This window comes from Frankia sp. BMG5.23, assembly GCF_000685765.2.
Taxonomy (GTDB): domain Bacteria; phylum Actinomycetota; class Actinomycetes; order Frankiales; family Frankiaceae; genus Frankia; species Frankia casuarinae.
This window is the reverse complement of sequence record NZ_JDWE01000010.1, coordinates 24030-38907: the sequence shown is the minus strand read 5'-3', so window position 1 is coordinate 38907 and position 14878 is coordinate 24030. Positions and strand designations below refer to the sequence as shown.

Sequence of the window (14878 nt, the reverse complement as noted above, 5' to 3'; positions counted from 1 at the left end):
TGGCCCTGGTGGCCCTGGTGGCCCTGGTGGCCCTGGTCGCCGTCGTCGATGTCGACTCCGAAGTCCCGGGCGAGACCGGCGAGGCCGTCCGCGTAGCCCTGCCCCACCGCCCGGATCTTCCACGCGGGGCCGCGCCGGTAGATCTCCACCAGCGTGACCACGGTCTCGCGGGACAACGGCGGTGGTGCGAAGCGGGCGATGAGGTCATCATGATCATTATGGATGGTGACGGCGAGAGCTGGCAGCCGTCCGAAGGGCGTCGTACCGTCCTCGGGGCTGGCGGCGATCACGACACGTTCGGCGCCCAGGCGCAGCCGGCCCGGATCGACGGTCACCGCGCCGCCCGAGAGTGCCACGCCCGGCGCCCTGGGCTGGTTGTAGAACACGAAGTCGCTGTCCGCGGCGACCTTGCCGTTCGCGCCGGTGACGAGCGCACAGACGTCGAAGGGACCGGCGAGCCGGACCGAGACGGGGCCGGCAGGCAACGGCCCGTTCGCGCCAGGCACCAGGTCCCTCATCCGTTTCCACCCCTGTAGCCGTGGTCGTCCGCCATCGAGCGTTCGTCCGATGGTGCCATCCCGGACGTTTCGCGGTGTGCCCACGTTCCGTCACCCCCGACCAATCCGTGGGGTTAGGTAGCTTTCGCGAGGTTCTGTGGCTCTTATGCTATTCGGTGGCTCTCGTGGGGTTCGGTGGCTGTTGTGGCTGGTTTGATTGCCTTGTCGGTCTGTCCGGTCGTACCGTCACCTCGGTTGCCGTGATCATATGATCAATGGTCTGGCCTGCGGATTTTCCGGTGGGCTCACGCCGCTCATCGCGATCGAGGAGAGCCGGCGACCATTGGTGGGGGGCCGCTGAGGGATGATCGAGGCACCGTTCCGCGGTGCCCGGAGCAGGGTGGACCGCCGTTGAATGACGTCATGGGCTACGCCCTGCTCAGTCTGGGCACGGGCGCGCTCTACGCCCTCGTGGCCTCGGGTGTGGTGGTCATCGCCCGCGGGGCCGGCGTGCTCAACCTGGCCCAGGGCGCGCTGCTGGCCTGGGCGGCCTATGCCTTCCATGGGCTGCACGCCGGGTGGGGGCTGCCGCTCGGCCTCGCGGCGCCGCTGGCCGTGCTGTCGACGACCGTCATCGGGGTCGTGTTCCACCTGCTGGTGATGCGGCCACTGCGCGAGGCGACCTCGCTGCTGCGGCTGATGGCGACGCTCGGCCTGCTGATCATCTTGCAGTCGTTGCTGACGCTGATGTTCGCCGGTGCCGTGCGTACCTCCCCGACGGTGCTGCCGACCGGCAGGATAACGCTGTTCGACGAGCCCGTCGGCGTGTCCGTGTTCGTCCGGCTGGCTGTGGTCGCCGTGCTGGTCGCGGGGCTCTGGGCGGTGTTCCGGTTCACCACGGTGGGCCTCGCCGCGACGGTGGCGGCGGAGAACCTCAGGGCCGCCGCGACCTTCGGCTGGTCGGCGGACACCGTCGCCGCCGCTGCCTGGGGCGCCGGCAGCGCGCTGGCCGGTCTCGGCGGGGTCCTGCTCGCGCCGCTGCAGAACCCGTTGTCCTCGGCGAACCTGCTCCTGCTCATCGTCCCGGCGCTGGCGGTCGCGCTGGTCGCGCGGTTTCGCTCCTTCCCGATGGTGCTGGCGGGCGGGCTCGCCCTCGGGGTCGTCGAGGTGGAGACCCAGTTCCAGCTGGTCGCCGAGCACCCCTGGTGGCGCGGGGTCGACCGGGCTGTGCCGCTGGCGGTCATCGTCTTCTACCTCGCGATCCGCGGGCAGGGAATACCCGAACGCGGCCACCTCGCCGAACGTCAGCCTGCCCTCGGTAGCGGCCGGGTGCATCCGCGCGCCCTCGCGGTCACCGTGGCGGCCACCCTGGCGGCGACCTGGTGGCTGCTGCCGGTTGACTGGGTCGACGCGATCGACGCGAACGCCCTGTGGGCGCTGGTCATCCTGTCCGTCGTCGTGCTCGTCGGGTTCACCGGGCAGTTGTCCCTGGCGCAGCTCGCCTTTTCCGGCATCGCGGCGTTGATCGCCGGACGGCTCGTCGCGACCCGCGGCTGGCCGTTGGAGGCGGCCATGCTCGTCGGGGTCGCCGGCACGGCCGCGGTCGGACTGTTGTTCGCCCTGCCGGCGCTGCGGACCCGGGGCCTGCAGCTCGCGGTGGTGACCCTGGGCCTGGGCACCGCCGTCGACGCTCTGCTGTTCCAGCGCGGCTACCACTCCCCGGCACCGAGGAGCGCGGGCTCCATCGGTTCGCTGTTCGGCGATCTGGCCTCCCCGGAGGGCACGGTCGTCGGCCGTCAGACATTCCTCGGCATCGAGTTGGACAAGGTTGCCAACCCCCGCGGGTTCGCGACCGTCTCCGTCCTCGCCTTCGTCCTCGTCGCGCTGGCCGTCGCCAACCTGCGGCGCGGGCGCGCGGGCCGGCGACTGATCGCGGTGCGGACCAACGAGCGGGCCGCCGCCGCGCTCGGCATCAGCGTGGTCGGCGCGAAGCTCTACGCCTTCGCGCTGTCGGCGGCCATCGCCGGATTCGGCGGGGTGCTCTATGCGTTCTACGTCTACGGGGAGCGCGGGAACATCGACTATGGCGGTGGCGCCTTCGCGCCGTTCTCGTCGATCATGCTCATCGCCTACGCGGTGCTCGGCGGGGTCGGCTGGGTCAGCGGGGCGTTCGCCGGGGCGACGATGGCCGCCGGGGCGCTCGCGACCCGGCTCGGCGGCTGGGTCGGCGACCTGCTCGCCCGGCTCGGCGTGCTGCTGCGGGTCGTCGTGGCGGCCCTCGCCGGGCTGCTCGGCCTCGCCGCCGGTGCCTCGCTCGTCAGCGCGCCGCGCCCGCGCCGCCGGCTCGGCGCCGCCGCCCGGTACGCCCCCTGGGCCGTCGCCGCCGTCGCCGCCCTGGTCGCAGCGGTCTTCGGCGGCTGGGTGCGGGACTGGCTGGCCGAGCTCGACCGCTACGTGCCGCTGATCGGCGGGATCGTCCTCGTCGTCGTGCTGTCCCGGTCGGGTGGGGGCATGGCGCCGGAGAACGCCCGCACCGCCAGGCTGCTCCACGACCGGGTCCCGGCGGCGGCCGCCCGCCGCCGTCGCCGCGATGCCGCCCGCCTGGCCCGCCTGCTCGGCGCGCCGCCCGCCGCGCTGCCCGCCGTGCCCGCCGTCCTGTCGGTCTGGGGTCTGACGGTCCGGTTCGGCGCGGTCACCGCGGTGCGCTCGGTCGACCTGCGGGTGGAACCCGGTCAGATCGTCGGGATGATCGGCCCGAACGGCGCGGGCAAGACGACGGTCATCGACGCGATCACCGGTTACACCCCGTCCTCGGTCACGTCGGTCACGTCGATGACGTTGGGCGGCGTCCGGCTGGACCGTCTGCCGGCGCACCGGCGGGCCCGCGCCGGCATCAGCCGGTCGTTCCAGAACCTGGAGCTGTTCGACGATCTGACGGTCATCGAGAACATCCAGGCGGCCAGCGACCGCCGGGACACCCGCGCCTATCTCACCGACCTGCTGTTCCCCCGGGGACGTCCGCTTGAGCCGGCCGCGGTCGCCGCGGTCGACGCCTTCGGGCTGCGCGACGATCTCCTGCGCACCGTGGCGGAGCTTCCCTACGGTCGTCGTCGGCTGCTGGCCATCGCCCGGGCCGTCGCGGCGCGCCCCGCCGTGCTGCTGCTCGACGAGCCGTGCGCCGGGCTGGACGAATCGGAGAGCGCGGAGGTCGCGGGCCTGCTGCGTCGGCTCGCCGACGACTGGGGACTGGGCATCCTGCTCAACGAACACGACATGGACGTGGTCATGGGGGTCTGCGACCGGGTGGTCGTGCTGGACGCCGGGGAGCGCATCGCCGAGGGGACGCCGGAGCGGGTGCGCGACGACCCCCGGGTGCGGGTCGCCTGCCTGGGGGAGGCGGCGGTCCCGGCCCGGCCGGCCGTCTCCTGGACTCGGCCGGCCGTCTCCTGGACCCGGCGGGCCGTCTCCTGGACCCGGCCGGCCGGCCCGTCCGCGGGCGGGACCGGGGACCGCGTCGCCGACAGGACGGACCCGGCCCGGTTCGCGGCCGGCCCCGCGGTGCTGGCGGCGCGGGGCCTGTCCGCCGGCTACGGCAACGGCCCGGTGGTCCGCGACCTCAACCTGGAGGTTCACGCCGGCGAGGTCGTGACCCTGCTCGGCCCGAACGGCGCCGGCAAGACGACGACACTGCTGGCGCTGGCCGGCGCGATCCCGTCGGCGGGAGGCGAGGTCCTGCTCGCCGGGGCCGTGACGACCGCCGCGCTGCACGAACGGTGCCGACGTGGCCTGAGCCTGGTTCCCGAGGAACGCTCGGTCATCATGGACCTCACCGTCCGGGAGAATCTCCGGGTCGGTCGATGCGACCCGGACCTCGCCCTCGCGGTCTTCCCCGAGCTTGCCGAGCACCTCGATCGGCGGGCGGGGCTGCTCTCCGGGGGGCAGCAGCAGATGGTGACCCTCGCGCGCGCCTTGGCGCGCCGGCCCACGGTTCTGCTCGCCGACGAGCTCTCGCTGGGCCTCGCGCCGCGCGTCGTGGACCGTCTGCTGGCGGCGGTGCGCGCCGCCGCGGACGATGGGCTCGCCGTGATCCTCGTCGAGCAGCACGTCCGCAGCGCCCTGTCGATCGCCGATCGGGTGCACGTCCTGCGGCATGGGGCCCTCGCCTGGTCGGGCACCGCCGCCCAGGCCCGTGCCGACCGGGAGACCCTGCTCGGCGCCTATCTGTCACCCGGACGGCCGGCGGACTCCGGCAATGGCGCCCCATCCGGCAATGGCGCCCTCAGCGGCCCGCGTGCCTGACCCGGGTCAGCGCGTGCCTCAGAGTCAGGAGGCGGCCCGGCGCAGGATGTCCAGGCCGGAGTAGGTCTCCGGGCCGAGTGGCACGAAGCTCTTCGACGCGCTGTCCCAGCGGGCTCCCCGCAGCGTGGTGTTGAAGATCCGTTCCGCCCCGGGGATCGGCGTCGTCGCCGTGAGGTTCAGCCGCGGGACGATGCCGCCCAGGTCCAGGTCGGTGGTCCGGTTGAGCTGGTCGAGCAGGGTGCGGGCGGTGAGCGGGCCGGACACCTTGTTGCCCACCTTCTCGGCGATCTGCACGGACAGCCACGCGCCGGTGGTGGTCGTCGTGGTGCGTAGCGCGGGGGCCGCGTCCGCGTCCCCGCCGGCCTGCTCGGCGTCCAGTTCGGAGATCATCCGGGCCACCTCGGGGAACTGGCCGGCCTGGCTCAGCTCGGGGAACGCGGTCGCGACCACGAGGTTGTCCGCGGCCGGACCGAGCGTCGACAGGTACTTCGGCGAGAGGGTTCCGGCCGCGTGGCAGGTCCGGACCCGCTGGCCGGCCTGGGAGATCACCGCGTAGGCGGCCTGGTCGAACACGACGAGCACGGCTCCGTCGGCACCGGACCGGGTGAGCTGGGAGATCGCCGGGGTGAAGTCGCTCGTCGTGATCGGAATACGGATCTTCGGATTGATCGGACGGTTCACCGCCTTCGCGCCGCCCTCGGCCATGATGATGAGCCGGTCGCTGGCGCTGAGGTCGTAGCCGACCAGCCCGAGGCGGGTGGCTCCCGCCTTGGCGAGCAACGACGGGCAGACCGCGGGGTAGAGCGCCAGCGGGCTGATGACGTAGCTGATCGGAGAGCTGAGCTCGGATCCGTCGGCCGAGATCCCGGCCGAACCGATGGACGGGATCCCCGCGTTCTCCAGGATGGGCATGATCCCACCCGAGCCGCTGACCTCGCCGACGACCGCGAGCACGTGCTGATCCACCGCCTGCTGGGCGCACTTCCTGGCCACGGCGGCGTCGTTCTTCTCGTTGCAGTGCACGAGCTCGACCCGGTGGCCGGCGATCCCACCCCGGGCGTTGACCCCGCGCACGGCGGCCCGGGCGGCGGCCACCATCTCCGGGTAGTTCGTTCCGGACGTGCCCACCGGGGCGATGATCATCAGTTTGACCGTTGATCCGGCCGAGGACGTGCCGGTGGCTTCGCCGTCCGAGTCGCCACCGCACGCGGCGAGCGTTCCCGCCAGCACGGCGCCCAGAACCGCCGCGGCGAGCCACCGGAGCCCGTACCGTCGTCCCACCGTGCCGCCTCCTCGTCGAGCGTGCCTCGTCCGCGTTCCGTGTTCCGGTCCCCTGCCGGGCCCCGCTGTCCCCTGCCGGGCCCCGCCACGGTAGACCTGCCTGCTCAGGACGGATACGCCCGGGTTGGCTGGGACCCGCGGGAGCCTCGGCGTGGGATCGCGTCCCGGCGTCAGAGCACCTCAGAGCACCTCAGAGCACCTGAGGTCACCTGAGGTCACCTCAGAGCACCTGGGACCAGGCGTAGGTGAACCCCATGATCTGGTCGGCGAGGGTGTCCAGGCGGGCCGCGACGGTCCGGTCGAGCACTCGCCCGTGCGGGTCGAAGAGCGGCACCGCGGTGTTCAGGGTGACGCCCAGCGGGGTCGGCCAGCCGCGCAGGGCGTGCACCGTCGAGCGCAGGGCCGTCAGCGTCGTCCCGGCCGCCTGCGTGCCCCGGGCGCCGACGATCAGTGCGACCGCCCGGCCGTCCAGGTAGGGCCGGGGCGCGCCGCGCAGGTCCTCCAGATAGTCCAGGGCGTTCTTGACCTGGCCCGATATCCCGCCGTGGTAGCCGGGAGTCGCGATCACGAGGCCGTCGGCCCGTTCGACGGCGGCGAGGAGGCGCAGCGCGGCGGCGGGACGTTCCTGGCGTTCCGGCGCGTACATCGGCAGGTCCAGGTCCGCCGCACCGAGCAGCATCGTCTCCGCGCCGGCCTGCCCCATCATCGCCAGCACCGTCGCCAGGGCCTGGTGGGTGGTGGAGTTCGCCCGGCTGCTGCCACCGATGCCGACGATTAACGGGCGGCGGCGACGGGCCCGCACCGGACCGGGACCGTCCGGCGGCATGTCGGGCGAACGGTGCGCCGAGACCCGGCTGGGCAGCCCGGAGACGGGATCCGTACCGACCGTCTGGCTGCGCCCGCTCCTCGGTTCGCCGTTGCTGGCACCCGGTTGGAACATGCCGAATGTGTCTCCCACTACCCCTCCTCGTCCCGGATCCGGCATCCCGGTCCGGCATCCCGGTCCGGCGTCCCGGATCTGGCTCATGTCGGTCCGGCGATGGACCGCCACCCGCGTACCGTCGCGTCTGTCCTATCGCGGATGTCCTGTCCGATGTCCTATCGGACGGGCTGACCACACCGATCGAGGGGGTTGTGGGTCCGGCGCAGCGCAGCCGGCAGCGCGCGAGCGCCCGGCCCCAGCTCGGCGATCCGGTCGTGCGGATTCGAGATGCGGCAGCTTCGCAGCGACAAGCAGCCGCAGCCGATGCACGAGTTGAGTCCGTCACGCAGAGCGACCAGGGCCGCGATCTCGTCGTCCAGCCGGCCGCGCCACCGCCGCGAGATCGCGGACCAGTCCGCCTTGGTCGGCGTGCGCGACTCGGGCAGCGTCGACAGGGTCTCCCGCACCTCGTCGAGACTGAGCCCGACCGCGGTGGCGGCGCGGATGAACGCCAGCCGCCGCAGGACATGGCGCTCGTACCGGCGCTGCCCACCCGAGGTCCGGGTGGCGGTGAGCAGGCCCTGCTGTTCGTAGAAGCGCAGCGCCGACGCGGCGAAGCCACTTCGCTGCGAGAGCTCACCCACAGTCATCATATCGGTAGGAAGCATGCCCGCAGACTATGGCGTTGAAGTTGAACTCAACATGAGGTTCCCGGAACCCGGCGGCGCCGCGACGGGCTGGTCGTCACGCCTCGTCACGCCTCGTCCCGTCATGTCCCGTCACGCATCGTCATGCTTCGCCGCCCCTCGTTGCCCCGCGTCGCCCCTCGTCACGCCTCGGCTTCGTGGTAACGGGGATCACCCCGGGCCGTCCCGGCAGCGCGTTTGCCGCGGTCGCCGCCCATGGCAGGCTTCGTCGCAATGGACGACATCACGCATCGGCGGTTCAACCCGCTCACCGGCCGTTGGGTTCTGGTCTCGCCGGGGCGGACGCGGCGACCGTGGCACGGCGGTCAGGAACCACCGCCGGTGCCGGCCGCGGTCGCCCATGATCCTCTATGCGACCTCTGCCCGGGTAACCTCCGGGCCGGCGGTGAACGTAACCCCTCCTACTCCGGTACCTACGTGTTCACCAACGACTTCCCGGCGCTGCGTCCCGACCCGGTTCGGCCCGCAGCCCTGCTCGTCGCCCCGCCCGCCGACCCGCCTGTCGCCCCGTCCGCCGACCCGGCCCCGGTGTGGCCGGCGGGTCCCGGATCGGGCCTGCTGCGCAGCGAACCGGCCCGGGGGACCTGCCGGGTCGTGTGCTTCGGCCCTCGTCATGATCGCGGGCTCGTCGACATGACTCCGGCCGAGGTCCGGGCGGTCGTGGACACCTGGGCGGCGCAGGAGGAGGAACTCTCCCGCACCTGGCGCTGGGTGCAGGTCTTCGAGAACCGCGGCACCGCGATGGGCGCGTCGAACCCGCACCCCCACGGTCAGATCTGGGCCTGCGACGCGTTGCCCGACGAGCCAGCCGCCGAGGACGCGCGGCAGCGGGAGCACTTCGCCCGGTCTGGCAGCTCCCTGCTGATGGACTACGCCGAGATCGAGACGGCGGCGGGGGAGCGGGTGATCCTGGCGGAGGAGCACTGGCTCGTCGTCGTGCCGTTCTGGGCGCTGTGGCCGTTCGAGACCCTGCTCCTGCCCCGGCATCCGGTCGACCGCCTCGCCGCGCTCTCCGACGACCAGCGGGACGGGCTGTCCCGCCTGCTCGGCCGCCTCCTCACCGGCTACGACGCCCTGTTCGACCATCCTTTCCCGTTCTCGATGGGCTGGCACGGGGCTCCCGGGCCGCATCCCGCGCCCGGACCCCGGCCGGGGCCGGAGCTGGGGTCGGAGCCGGAGCCGGAGTCGGGGCTGGGGCCGGACCTTGATCCTGGTTGGGGACCCGGCGATCCACCCGCGGCGTTCTGGCAGCTGCACGCCCACTTCTATCCGCCGTTGCTGCGCTCCCCGACCATTCGCAAGCATCAGGTCGGCTACGAGATGCTCGCCGACGTGCAGCGCGACCTCACCCCGGAGGCAGCCGCGGACCGGCTGCGCGCCGTCATGGCTCCCGTCGCCGCGAACCGGACCTGAGCCGAGCCCGCGCGGCCGTGGTCATTCCGCGTGCCGCAGGGCCCGCGACTCCCCGACACTGGCGTCATGAGAGCCGCCGAGTATCCGGCCACCGAGCATCCGGCCACCGAGCGTGCGGTGCGCGCGTTCGTCGAGACCTACGGAGAGCGGCCCACCCACCTCGTCCGCGCGCCCGCCCGGGTGAACCTCATCGGCGAGCACACCGACTACAACGACGGCTTCTGTCTTCCGGTGGCCATCGACCGGGAGCTGTGCATCGCCCTGCGCCGTAACGAGGCACCCGAGCTCCGGCTGGTGTCCGAGCAGGACGCGGTGCCCGCCGTGATCCCGCTGCCGCCGCCGGGCCTCGACACGCCGGTGTCCGCCCGGGCACCCGGATGGGTCCGGTATGTCGAAGGCGTCGCGGTGATGCTGGCCGCCGAGTCGGCCTCCCGCGCCGCCGCCGGATCGGGGGGCTCCCGTGCCGCCGCCGGGTCGGGCTTCCCCGCCGGAGGGGGCTTGGTGCCCTGGCGTGGCACGCTGGCCAGCGACATCCCCGTCGGCGCGGGACTGTCCTCCTCGGCCGCGCTGGAGCTGGCCGTCGCCCTGGCCGGTGCGCATCTCGCCGGGTTGACGCCATCGCCGACGGAGCTCGCGCTGCTCGCCCAGCGGGCGGAGAACCTCTGGGTGGGGGCGGCGACGGGCCTGCTCGACCAGCTCGCCTGCGCCGCGGGCGTGGCCGGCCACGCGCTGCGGATCGACTGCCGCACGCTGACGACCGAGCCGGTGCCGCTGCCGGGCGGGCTGGCCGTGGTGGTCATCGACACCGGCTCGCGCCGACAGGTGGTGACCAGCGAGTACGCCACCCGACGGGCGGAGTGTGAGCGGGCGGCGCGGGCGCTGGGCGTCGCCGCGCTGCGGGACCTCACGCCCCGGTCGATGGACGAGGCGGTGGCCCGGCTCGGCAGGTCCGCCCGGTCGGATGGGACAACCCGGCCGGGCGGAGCGGCCGGCGGGACCGGGCCGGATCCGGTCGCGCTGGATCCGGTCGCGCTGGATCCGGCCGCGCTGCGCCGGGCCCGGTTCGTCGTCGCCGAGAACGCCCGGGTCGACGCCGTCGCCGCGGCACTGCGCGCGGGCGACGCCCCAACGGCCGGGCGGCTGTTGCTGGCGGGGCATCGCGGGATCCGGGAGGACTTCGAGGTGTCGGGTCCGGAACTCGATGCGGCGGTCCAGGCGGCTTCGGCGGCTCCGGGGTGCTTCGGCGCCCGGATGACCGGCGGTGGTTTCGCGGGCTGTGCGGTGGCCCTCGTCGACCGGTCCCGGCTGACCGCCTTCACCGACGCGTTCGAGCCGGCGTATACCGCGCTCACCGACCGGCGGGCCGTGCTGCACGTCTGCTCGGCGGTCGCCGGCACGTCCGTCCTGGACCTCGGGTAGCGACCGGGGGGCGGAAGTCGGCGGCCCATGGTGGGGGCGAGCTCCGCGGCCAGATCGGCGAGGGGCGCACGGAAGATCATGGTCAGGGCGGGATGGGAACAGCAGGCCGCACGGCCCAGGCCCGCGTCACACCTGGGCGCACTCGTGCGGCCCTTCTCATGTCCCGCGGGCCACTCGTCCCGTCCGATCCCCAAGTCCCGTCCGATCCCCAAGTCCCACCCGATCCTCAGGCCGTTGACAGCGTCCACGTCTGCCGCATCCCGGATTTTGTCGAGACGGAGTGGCTCGGCGTCGCAATGGGCAGCCGGAGCTCGATGCTCATGGCTGTCGATCATGGCTCTGACCTGGGCCGTTGCACTACCGCCGGATCGCTGCAGAATCGGCCCACGATCCACCGCCGATCATGCCTTCAACCTGCGACTTTACTTTCGGGGTCGGGTCGCTGATCATCCCTGGAGGGATCGCAACACCGGTACCACCGCGGCCGGTCCGGCACATCAAGATGTCGCTGATCATCCCTGGAGGGACCGTGGTGGGGGGCACGGCGGGCCGGTGATGGTGGGATCATGACGGTGAGCCTCAGGGACGGGAGAAGACTGTGATGTCCGAGGAAACCGCCGATCCGTCAGGTGAGCCCGCGGCCGAGCGTGAACCGGGGGCGCGGTCGCCAGCCGGTCGGGAACCGTCCGGGCAGCCGGCGCCCGATGCCGAGCCGGGGCCGGACGCCGACGCGGGGGCGGATGAGGCTGGGGCGACGTTTGCGGGCAGGTTCGACTTCCGTCCGGTCGACTGGGACGGCTCGTTCAGCAGGGTGTGGAGGGCGCGGCATGGCCAGGAGCTGACGAATGAGCTTGCCGCCGAACAGGAGCGGCGGGAGAACCGGAAGTGGTTCGAGCGGTATAGGCAGGAGCTGCTGGACCGGATGGATGCGGAGTCCGCCCGGGAGGCGGCACGGCGCCGGGCGGAGGACCGCGAGCGGGCGGTGGCGGAGGGCGGGCGGCCGGCGCGGGGGGCGGCGGACGAGGCGCTGCTCCGCAAGCTGGAGCTGCTTGATCGATTTCCGCCCGTCGACCCCGGTGACCCCGACGAGCCGGCCGGGCCGGCCGACCCGCGGTGACCGGCGTGCCGGCGCCAGTCAGGGGTCGCGGTGGCGGAATCTCGGCTCCACCGGGATCGGCCGTTCGAGGGGCGGCGGCTGATCGTGGCGGGTCTCGCCGACAGTGTCGGCGAGGGTGCGGCGGGCCCGGGTGCTGTCCGGATGGAACGGGCCGTGCTCGCGCAGCGCGTCGGTGAGCGCGGCGCGGTAGAGGGGGACGGCGTCGGCGGGCCGGCCGGCCTGGCGGTAGGTGTCGGCGAGGGCGCCCCGGGTGGCGCGGGTGTCGGGGTGGCCGGGGCCGAGGAGCCGCTCGCGGACGGCGAGGACACGTTCGTTCAGGCCGACGGCCTGCGGAAGCCGGCCGGTGGTCCGGTAGACCTCGGCGAGCCCGTCGGCGGTGCGCAGGGTGCGCGCGTCGCCGACGCCGTGCGCCCGGCTCCGGTCGGCGAGCAGCCGTTCGAGCAGCGGCACGGCCGCCTCAAGCTGCCCGGTGCGCCGGTAGGTCGTCGCGAGGGCGTTCCGGGCCTCGACAGTGTAAGGGTGCGCGCGGCCGAGGACGTGCTCGTGGCGGTCGAGGGCGCGTTCGAGATGGGGGACGGCCTCGCCGGGCCGGCCCAGCCTGAGGTGGGCGGTGGCGAGGCTCTCGCGGGTCTCGGTGGTCTCGGGGTGGTCGGGGCCGAGGGCGCGTTCCCGGCCGGTCAGCGCGCGGCCGAACTCGCGTGCGGCGTCGTCGAGCCGTCCGGCGTACAGGTGGGCGCGGGCGAGTCCGTCGACCGTTTCGAGGGTGTCGGGGTGGTCGGGGCCGAGGGTGCGCTCGCGGCCGGTCAGCGCGCGGCCGAACTCGCGCGTGGCGTCGTCGAGCCGTCCGGCCTGGTGATGGGTGACGGCGAGCTGGTGGCGGGTGCCGAGGGCGGCGGGATGCTCGGGGCCGAGGACCCGTTCGCGAGCGGCGAGGGTCTGCTCGAACAGCGGCACGGCGTCGCCCACCGCGCCGATCCGGCGGTAGGCGACGGCGAGGCTGTGGCGGGTGTCGAGGGTGGCGGGGTGCTCCGGGCCGAGGATCCGCCGCTGGTCGGCGAGGGTGTCCCGCAGCAGCCGGGCCGCCTCGTCGTCGCGGCCGGCGGCGTCGTAGGCGCGGCCGAGGCTGTGCCGGCCTTCCAGGGTGTCGGGGTGCTCGGGGCCGAGGATGCGTTCCCGGGTGGCGAGGGTGCGCTGGAACATCTCGACCGCGCGGTCGGTCTGGCCGACCTTCTGGAATAGCTGGGCTAGGGTGTCCCGGCTGACCAGGGTGTCGGGGTGCTCGGGGCCGAGGATGCGTTCGCGGTCGGCGACGGTGTGTTCGGCCAGGCGGCCGGCGGCGTCGATCCGTCCGGCGCCGAGGGCGACCCGCGCGAGGGTCTCCCGGCAGGCCAGGGTGTCGACGTGCACCGGGCCGTCGAGCCGCTCGCGGGCGGCCAGGGCGCGGGCCGCGAGGGGGAGGGCCTGATCGGCTCGGCCCTGCCCGAGCAGGTAGGCCGCCGAGCGTTCCGCCAGCCAGGCGGCCTCCGGACCGTCGGCCTCCGGACCGTCGGCCTCCGGACCGTCGGCCTCCGGACCGTCGGCGTCGGTGGAGTCGGCGTCGGTGGAGTCGGTGGCGGTGGCGTCGAGCACGGCGAGCGTGTGCGGGAGCAGCTCCCGCCAGGCGGGCCAGGCTTCCGGGTTGGCCGTGACGGCGTCGGGCAGCGACGCGCGCAGCATCCGGGCCATGGTCGCGACGATCTCGTCGGCCTGGTCGGGGCCGGTGTGGGTGTGCACGGCGGCCCGCACCAGCCGGTGCATCGTCACGGTGTCCGCGTCGCGGTGGGCCAGGCCGTACCGCTCCAGGACGCCGACGGTGTCGGCGAGGGCGAGCGGGTCGCCGGCCGCCGCCCGCAGCCCGGAATCGGGGATCACGTCCGGCTCGGCGGTGAACAGCCGGATCGGGATCGGTTCGTTGTCGCCGTGCGCGACGATCCGCAGCAGGTGGCCGGCGGCCGGTGCCTCGGCGTCGAGCCGGCGGATCGGCTCGTCCCAGAGGGTGGCGGCGGTGGCCCCGGGCCGCCCGCTCACCTCCCCCTGCGCCAGGAGGACCTCCGGCCGGTCGATTAACACCTGAAGGTAGGTCTCGGCGGGGGTGCGGCCGGTGCTGATGCGGTGGGCGGCCTGGTCGAGGGCGAGCGGGTGGTCCCCGAGCCGCTCGGCGATCCGGTCGGCGACCGTCCGTTCGACGGCGGGCAGCCGGCCGGCGAGCAGGGTGACGGACTCGGCCCGGTCCATCGGTCCGACCGGCACGACCGGGCCGAGATGGTCCCAGCCGGGGTTGCGGGAGGTCAGTAGCAGCCGGCCGGGTTCGGTGGGCCGCAGCCAGTCCGGCAGCGTGTCGGCGTCGGCGGCGTCGTCGAGGACGATCAGCCAGCGGCCGTCGGCCCGGCCGAGGTTCGCGATCACGGCGGCCGGTTCCGCGTGGCCGGGCAGGCCCACCGCCGGGGCGAGCTCGCGCACCCGCTCGCCGATCAGCTCGGGGCGTTCCGCCGGCACCCACCACACGGCGTCGAGATCCGCCCGGTGCTGGCGGACGTACTCGGTGACCAGGCTGGTCTTCCCGATCCCCGCGATTCCCGTCACGGTGACCAGCGGCGAGCGGGACAGCGCCTCGTCGAGCCGGGCGAGCGCGGCCGTCCGGCCGACGAACCGGGCCGGCTGATCCGGCACGTTCCACACCGCCGGCAGCTCCGGCGGGAAGATCCCCCGCCGGCCCGGGAAGCCCGGCGGCTGTTCCGGTTGTGGCCGGTCGCCGCGCAGGGCCGCGAGCAGGCTGGCCCGGACGGCGATCTCGCTGCGGTCGAACAGGTCGACCGGGACGAGTTGGCCTAGCAGACCGGGCAGCGGCCGGTCCGCCACCCTGGTCACCAGCAGCCGGCGTTCGCCTCCGGTCGGGTCGGCCGACCACGCCGCCGCCCATTCGGCGACCGCGGGCGAGGAGCGCAGGTAGCCGTCGGAGACCACCGCGATCGTGTGCCGGGCCTGGCTCACCGCCCGGTCCAGCCACCCCACCCGATGCGTCCCCGCCGGCGCCCAGGACTCAAGCAGGACCTGGTAGCCGGCATCCTCCAACGTCCCGGCGATCCATTCGGCCCAGGCCCGCCCGTCGTCCGCGTACGACACGAAACAGTCGGGAGCGCCGTGCCCATCGCCCCCGCCGGTCACCGTCCCAGCATGGCATAGT

9 protein-coding genes are annotated in these 14878 nt (G+C 73.9%); 4 read left to right on the top strand and 5 right to left on the bottom strand.

Going from position 1 to position 14878, the window contains the following annotated elements; genetic code table 11:
- A partial coding sequence (locus BMG523DRAFT_RS07045) for a TerD family protein (RefSeq protein ID WP_235462928.1) occupies window positions 1–506 on the bottom strand: 506 nt, incomplete at its 3' end.
- Window positions 507–908: 402 nt separating this feature from the next.
- Between BMG523DRAFT_RS07045 and BMG523DRAFT_RS07040 the strand changes: the two genes are divergently transcribed.
- Window positions 909–4796 carry an ATP-binding cassette domain-containing protein gene (locus BMG523DRAFT_RS07040; protein ID WP_043590709.1) on the top strand — a complete coding sequence of 1296 codons (3888 nt, stop codon included), beginning with the start codon at window positions 909–911 and terminating at the stop codon, window positions 4794–4796.
- A gap of 24 nt (window positions 4797–4820) precedes the next feature.
- Here the strand turns inward: BMG523DRAFT_RS07040 and BMG523DRAFT_RS07035 are convergent, their stop codons facing one another.
- The 3 genes from BMG523DRAFT_RS07035 to soxR all read right to left on the bottom strand — a co-directional run bounded on the left by BMG523DRAFT_RS07035 (window position 4821) and on the right by soxR (window position 7667).
- Window positions 4821–6077 carry an ABC transporter substrate-binding protein gene (locus tag BMG523DRAFT_RS07035; RefSeq protein WP_011437834.1) on the bottom strand — a complete coding sequence of 419 codons (1257 nt, stop codon included), beginning with the start codon at window positions 6075–6077 and terminating at the stop codon, window positions 4821–4823.
- 220 nt (window positions 6078–6297) lie between these two features.
- Window positions 6298–7035: an NADPH-dependent FMN reductase gene (locus BMG523DRAFT_RS07030; RefSeq protein WP_023840343.1), complete on the bottom strand. Its 738-nt coding sequence runs from the start codon at window positions 7033–7035 to the stop codon at window positions 6298–6300.
- Between the two features lie 140 nt (window positions 7036–7175).
- On the bottom strand, window positions 7176–7667 hold the full coding sequence (gene soxR, locus BMG523DRAFT_RS07025) for a redox-sensitive transcriptional activator SoxR (RefSeq protein WP_035909623.1): 492 nt from the start codon (window positions 7665–7667) through the stop codon (window positions 7176–7178).
- Between the two features lie 252 nt (window positions 7668–7919).
- Here soxR and BMG523DRAFT_RS07020 point away from each other — a divergent pair, with 252 nt between their 5' ends.
- The 3 genes from BMG523DRAFT_RS07020 to BMG523DRAFT_RS27095 all read left to right on the top strand — a co-directional run bounded on the left by BMG523DRAFT_RS07020 (window position 7920) and on the right by BMG523DRAFT_RS27095 (window position 11655).
- The gene (locus BMG523DRAFT_RS07020) at window positions 7920–9119 is read left to right on the top strand and encodes a UDP-glucose--hexose-1-phosphate uridylyltransferase (RefSeq protein WP_235462926.1); all 1200 of its coding nucleotides are present in this window, start codon (window positions 7920–7922) and stop codon (window positions 9117–9119) included.
- A 66-nt stretch (window positions 9120–9185) separates the two neighbouring features.
- A complete protein-coding gene (gene galK, locus BMG523DRAFT_RS07015; protein WP_043590707.1) occupies window positions 9186–10538 on the top strand; it encodes a galactokinase in 1353 nt (450 codons plus the stop codon).
- A 601-nt stretch (window positions 10539–11139) separates the two neighbouring features.
- The gene (locus BMG523DRAFT_RS27095) at window positions 11140–11655 is read left to right on the top strand and encodes a hypothetical protein (RefSeq protein WP_011437829.1); all 516 of its coding nucleotides are present in this window, start codon (window positions 11140–11142) and stop codon (window positions 11653–11655) included.
- Window positions 11656–11673: 18 nt separating this feature from the next.
- Here the strand turns inward: BMG523DRAFT_RS27095 and BMG523DRAFT_RS07005 are convergent, their stop codons facing one another.
- Window positions 11674–14859 carry a tetratricopeptide repeat protein gene (locus tag BMG523DRAFT_RS07005; protein ID WP_043590703.1) on the bottom strand — a complete coding sequence of 1062 codons (3186 nt, stop codon included), beginning with the start codon at window positions 14857–14859 and terminating at the stop codon, window positions 11674–11676.
- Window positions 14860–14878 lie beyond the last annotated feature (19 nt).

Coding starts and splice junctions, on each gene's coding strand:
- soxR (WP_035909623.1), bottom strand. CDS start 7,667: ATGCTTCCTACCGATATGATGACTGTGGGTGAGCTCTCGCAGCGAAGT.
- BMG523DRAFT_RS07020 (WP_235462926.1), top strand. CDS start 7,920: ATGGACGACATCACGCATCGGCGGTTCAACCCGCTCACCGGCCGTTGG.
- galK (WP_043590707.1), top strand. CDS start 9,186: ATGAGAGCCGCCGAGTATCCGGCCACCGAGCATCCGGCCACCGAGCGT.
- BMG523DRAFT_RS27095 (WP_011437829.1), top strand. CDS start 11,140: ATGTCCGAGGAAACCGCCGATCCGTCAGGTGAGCCCGCGGCCGAGCGT.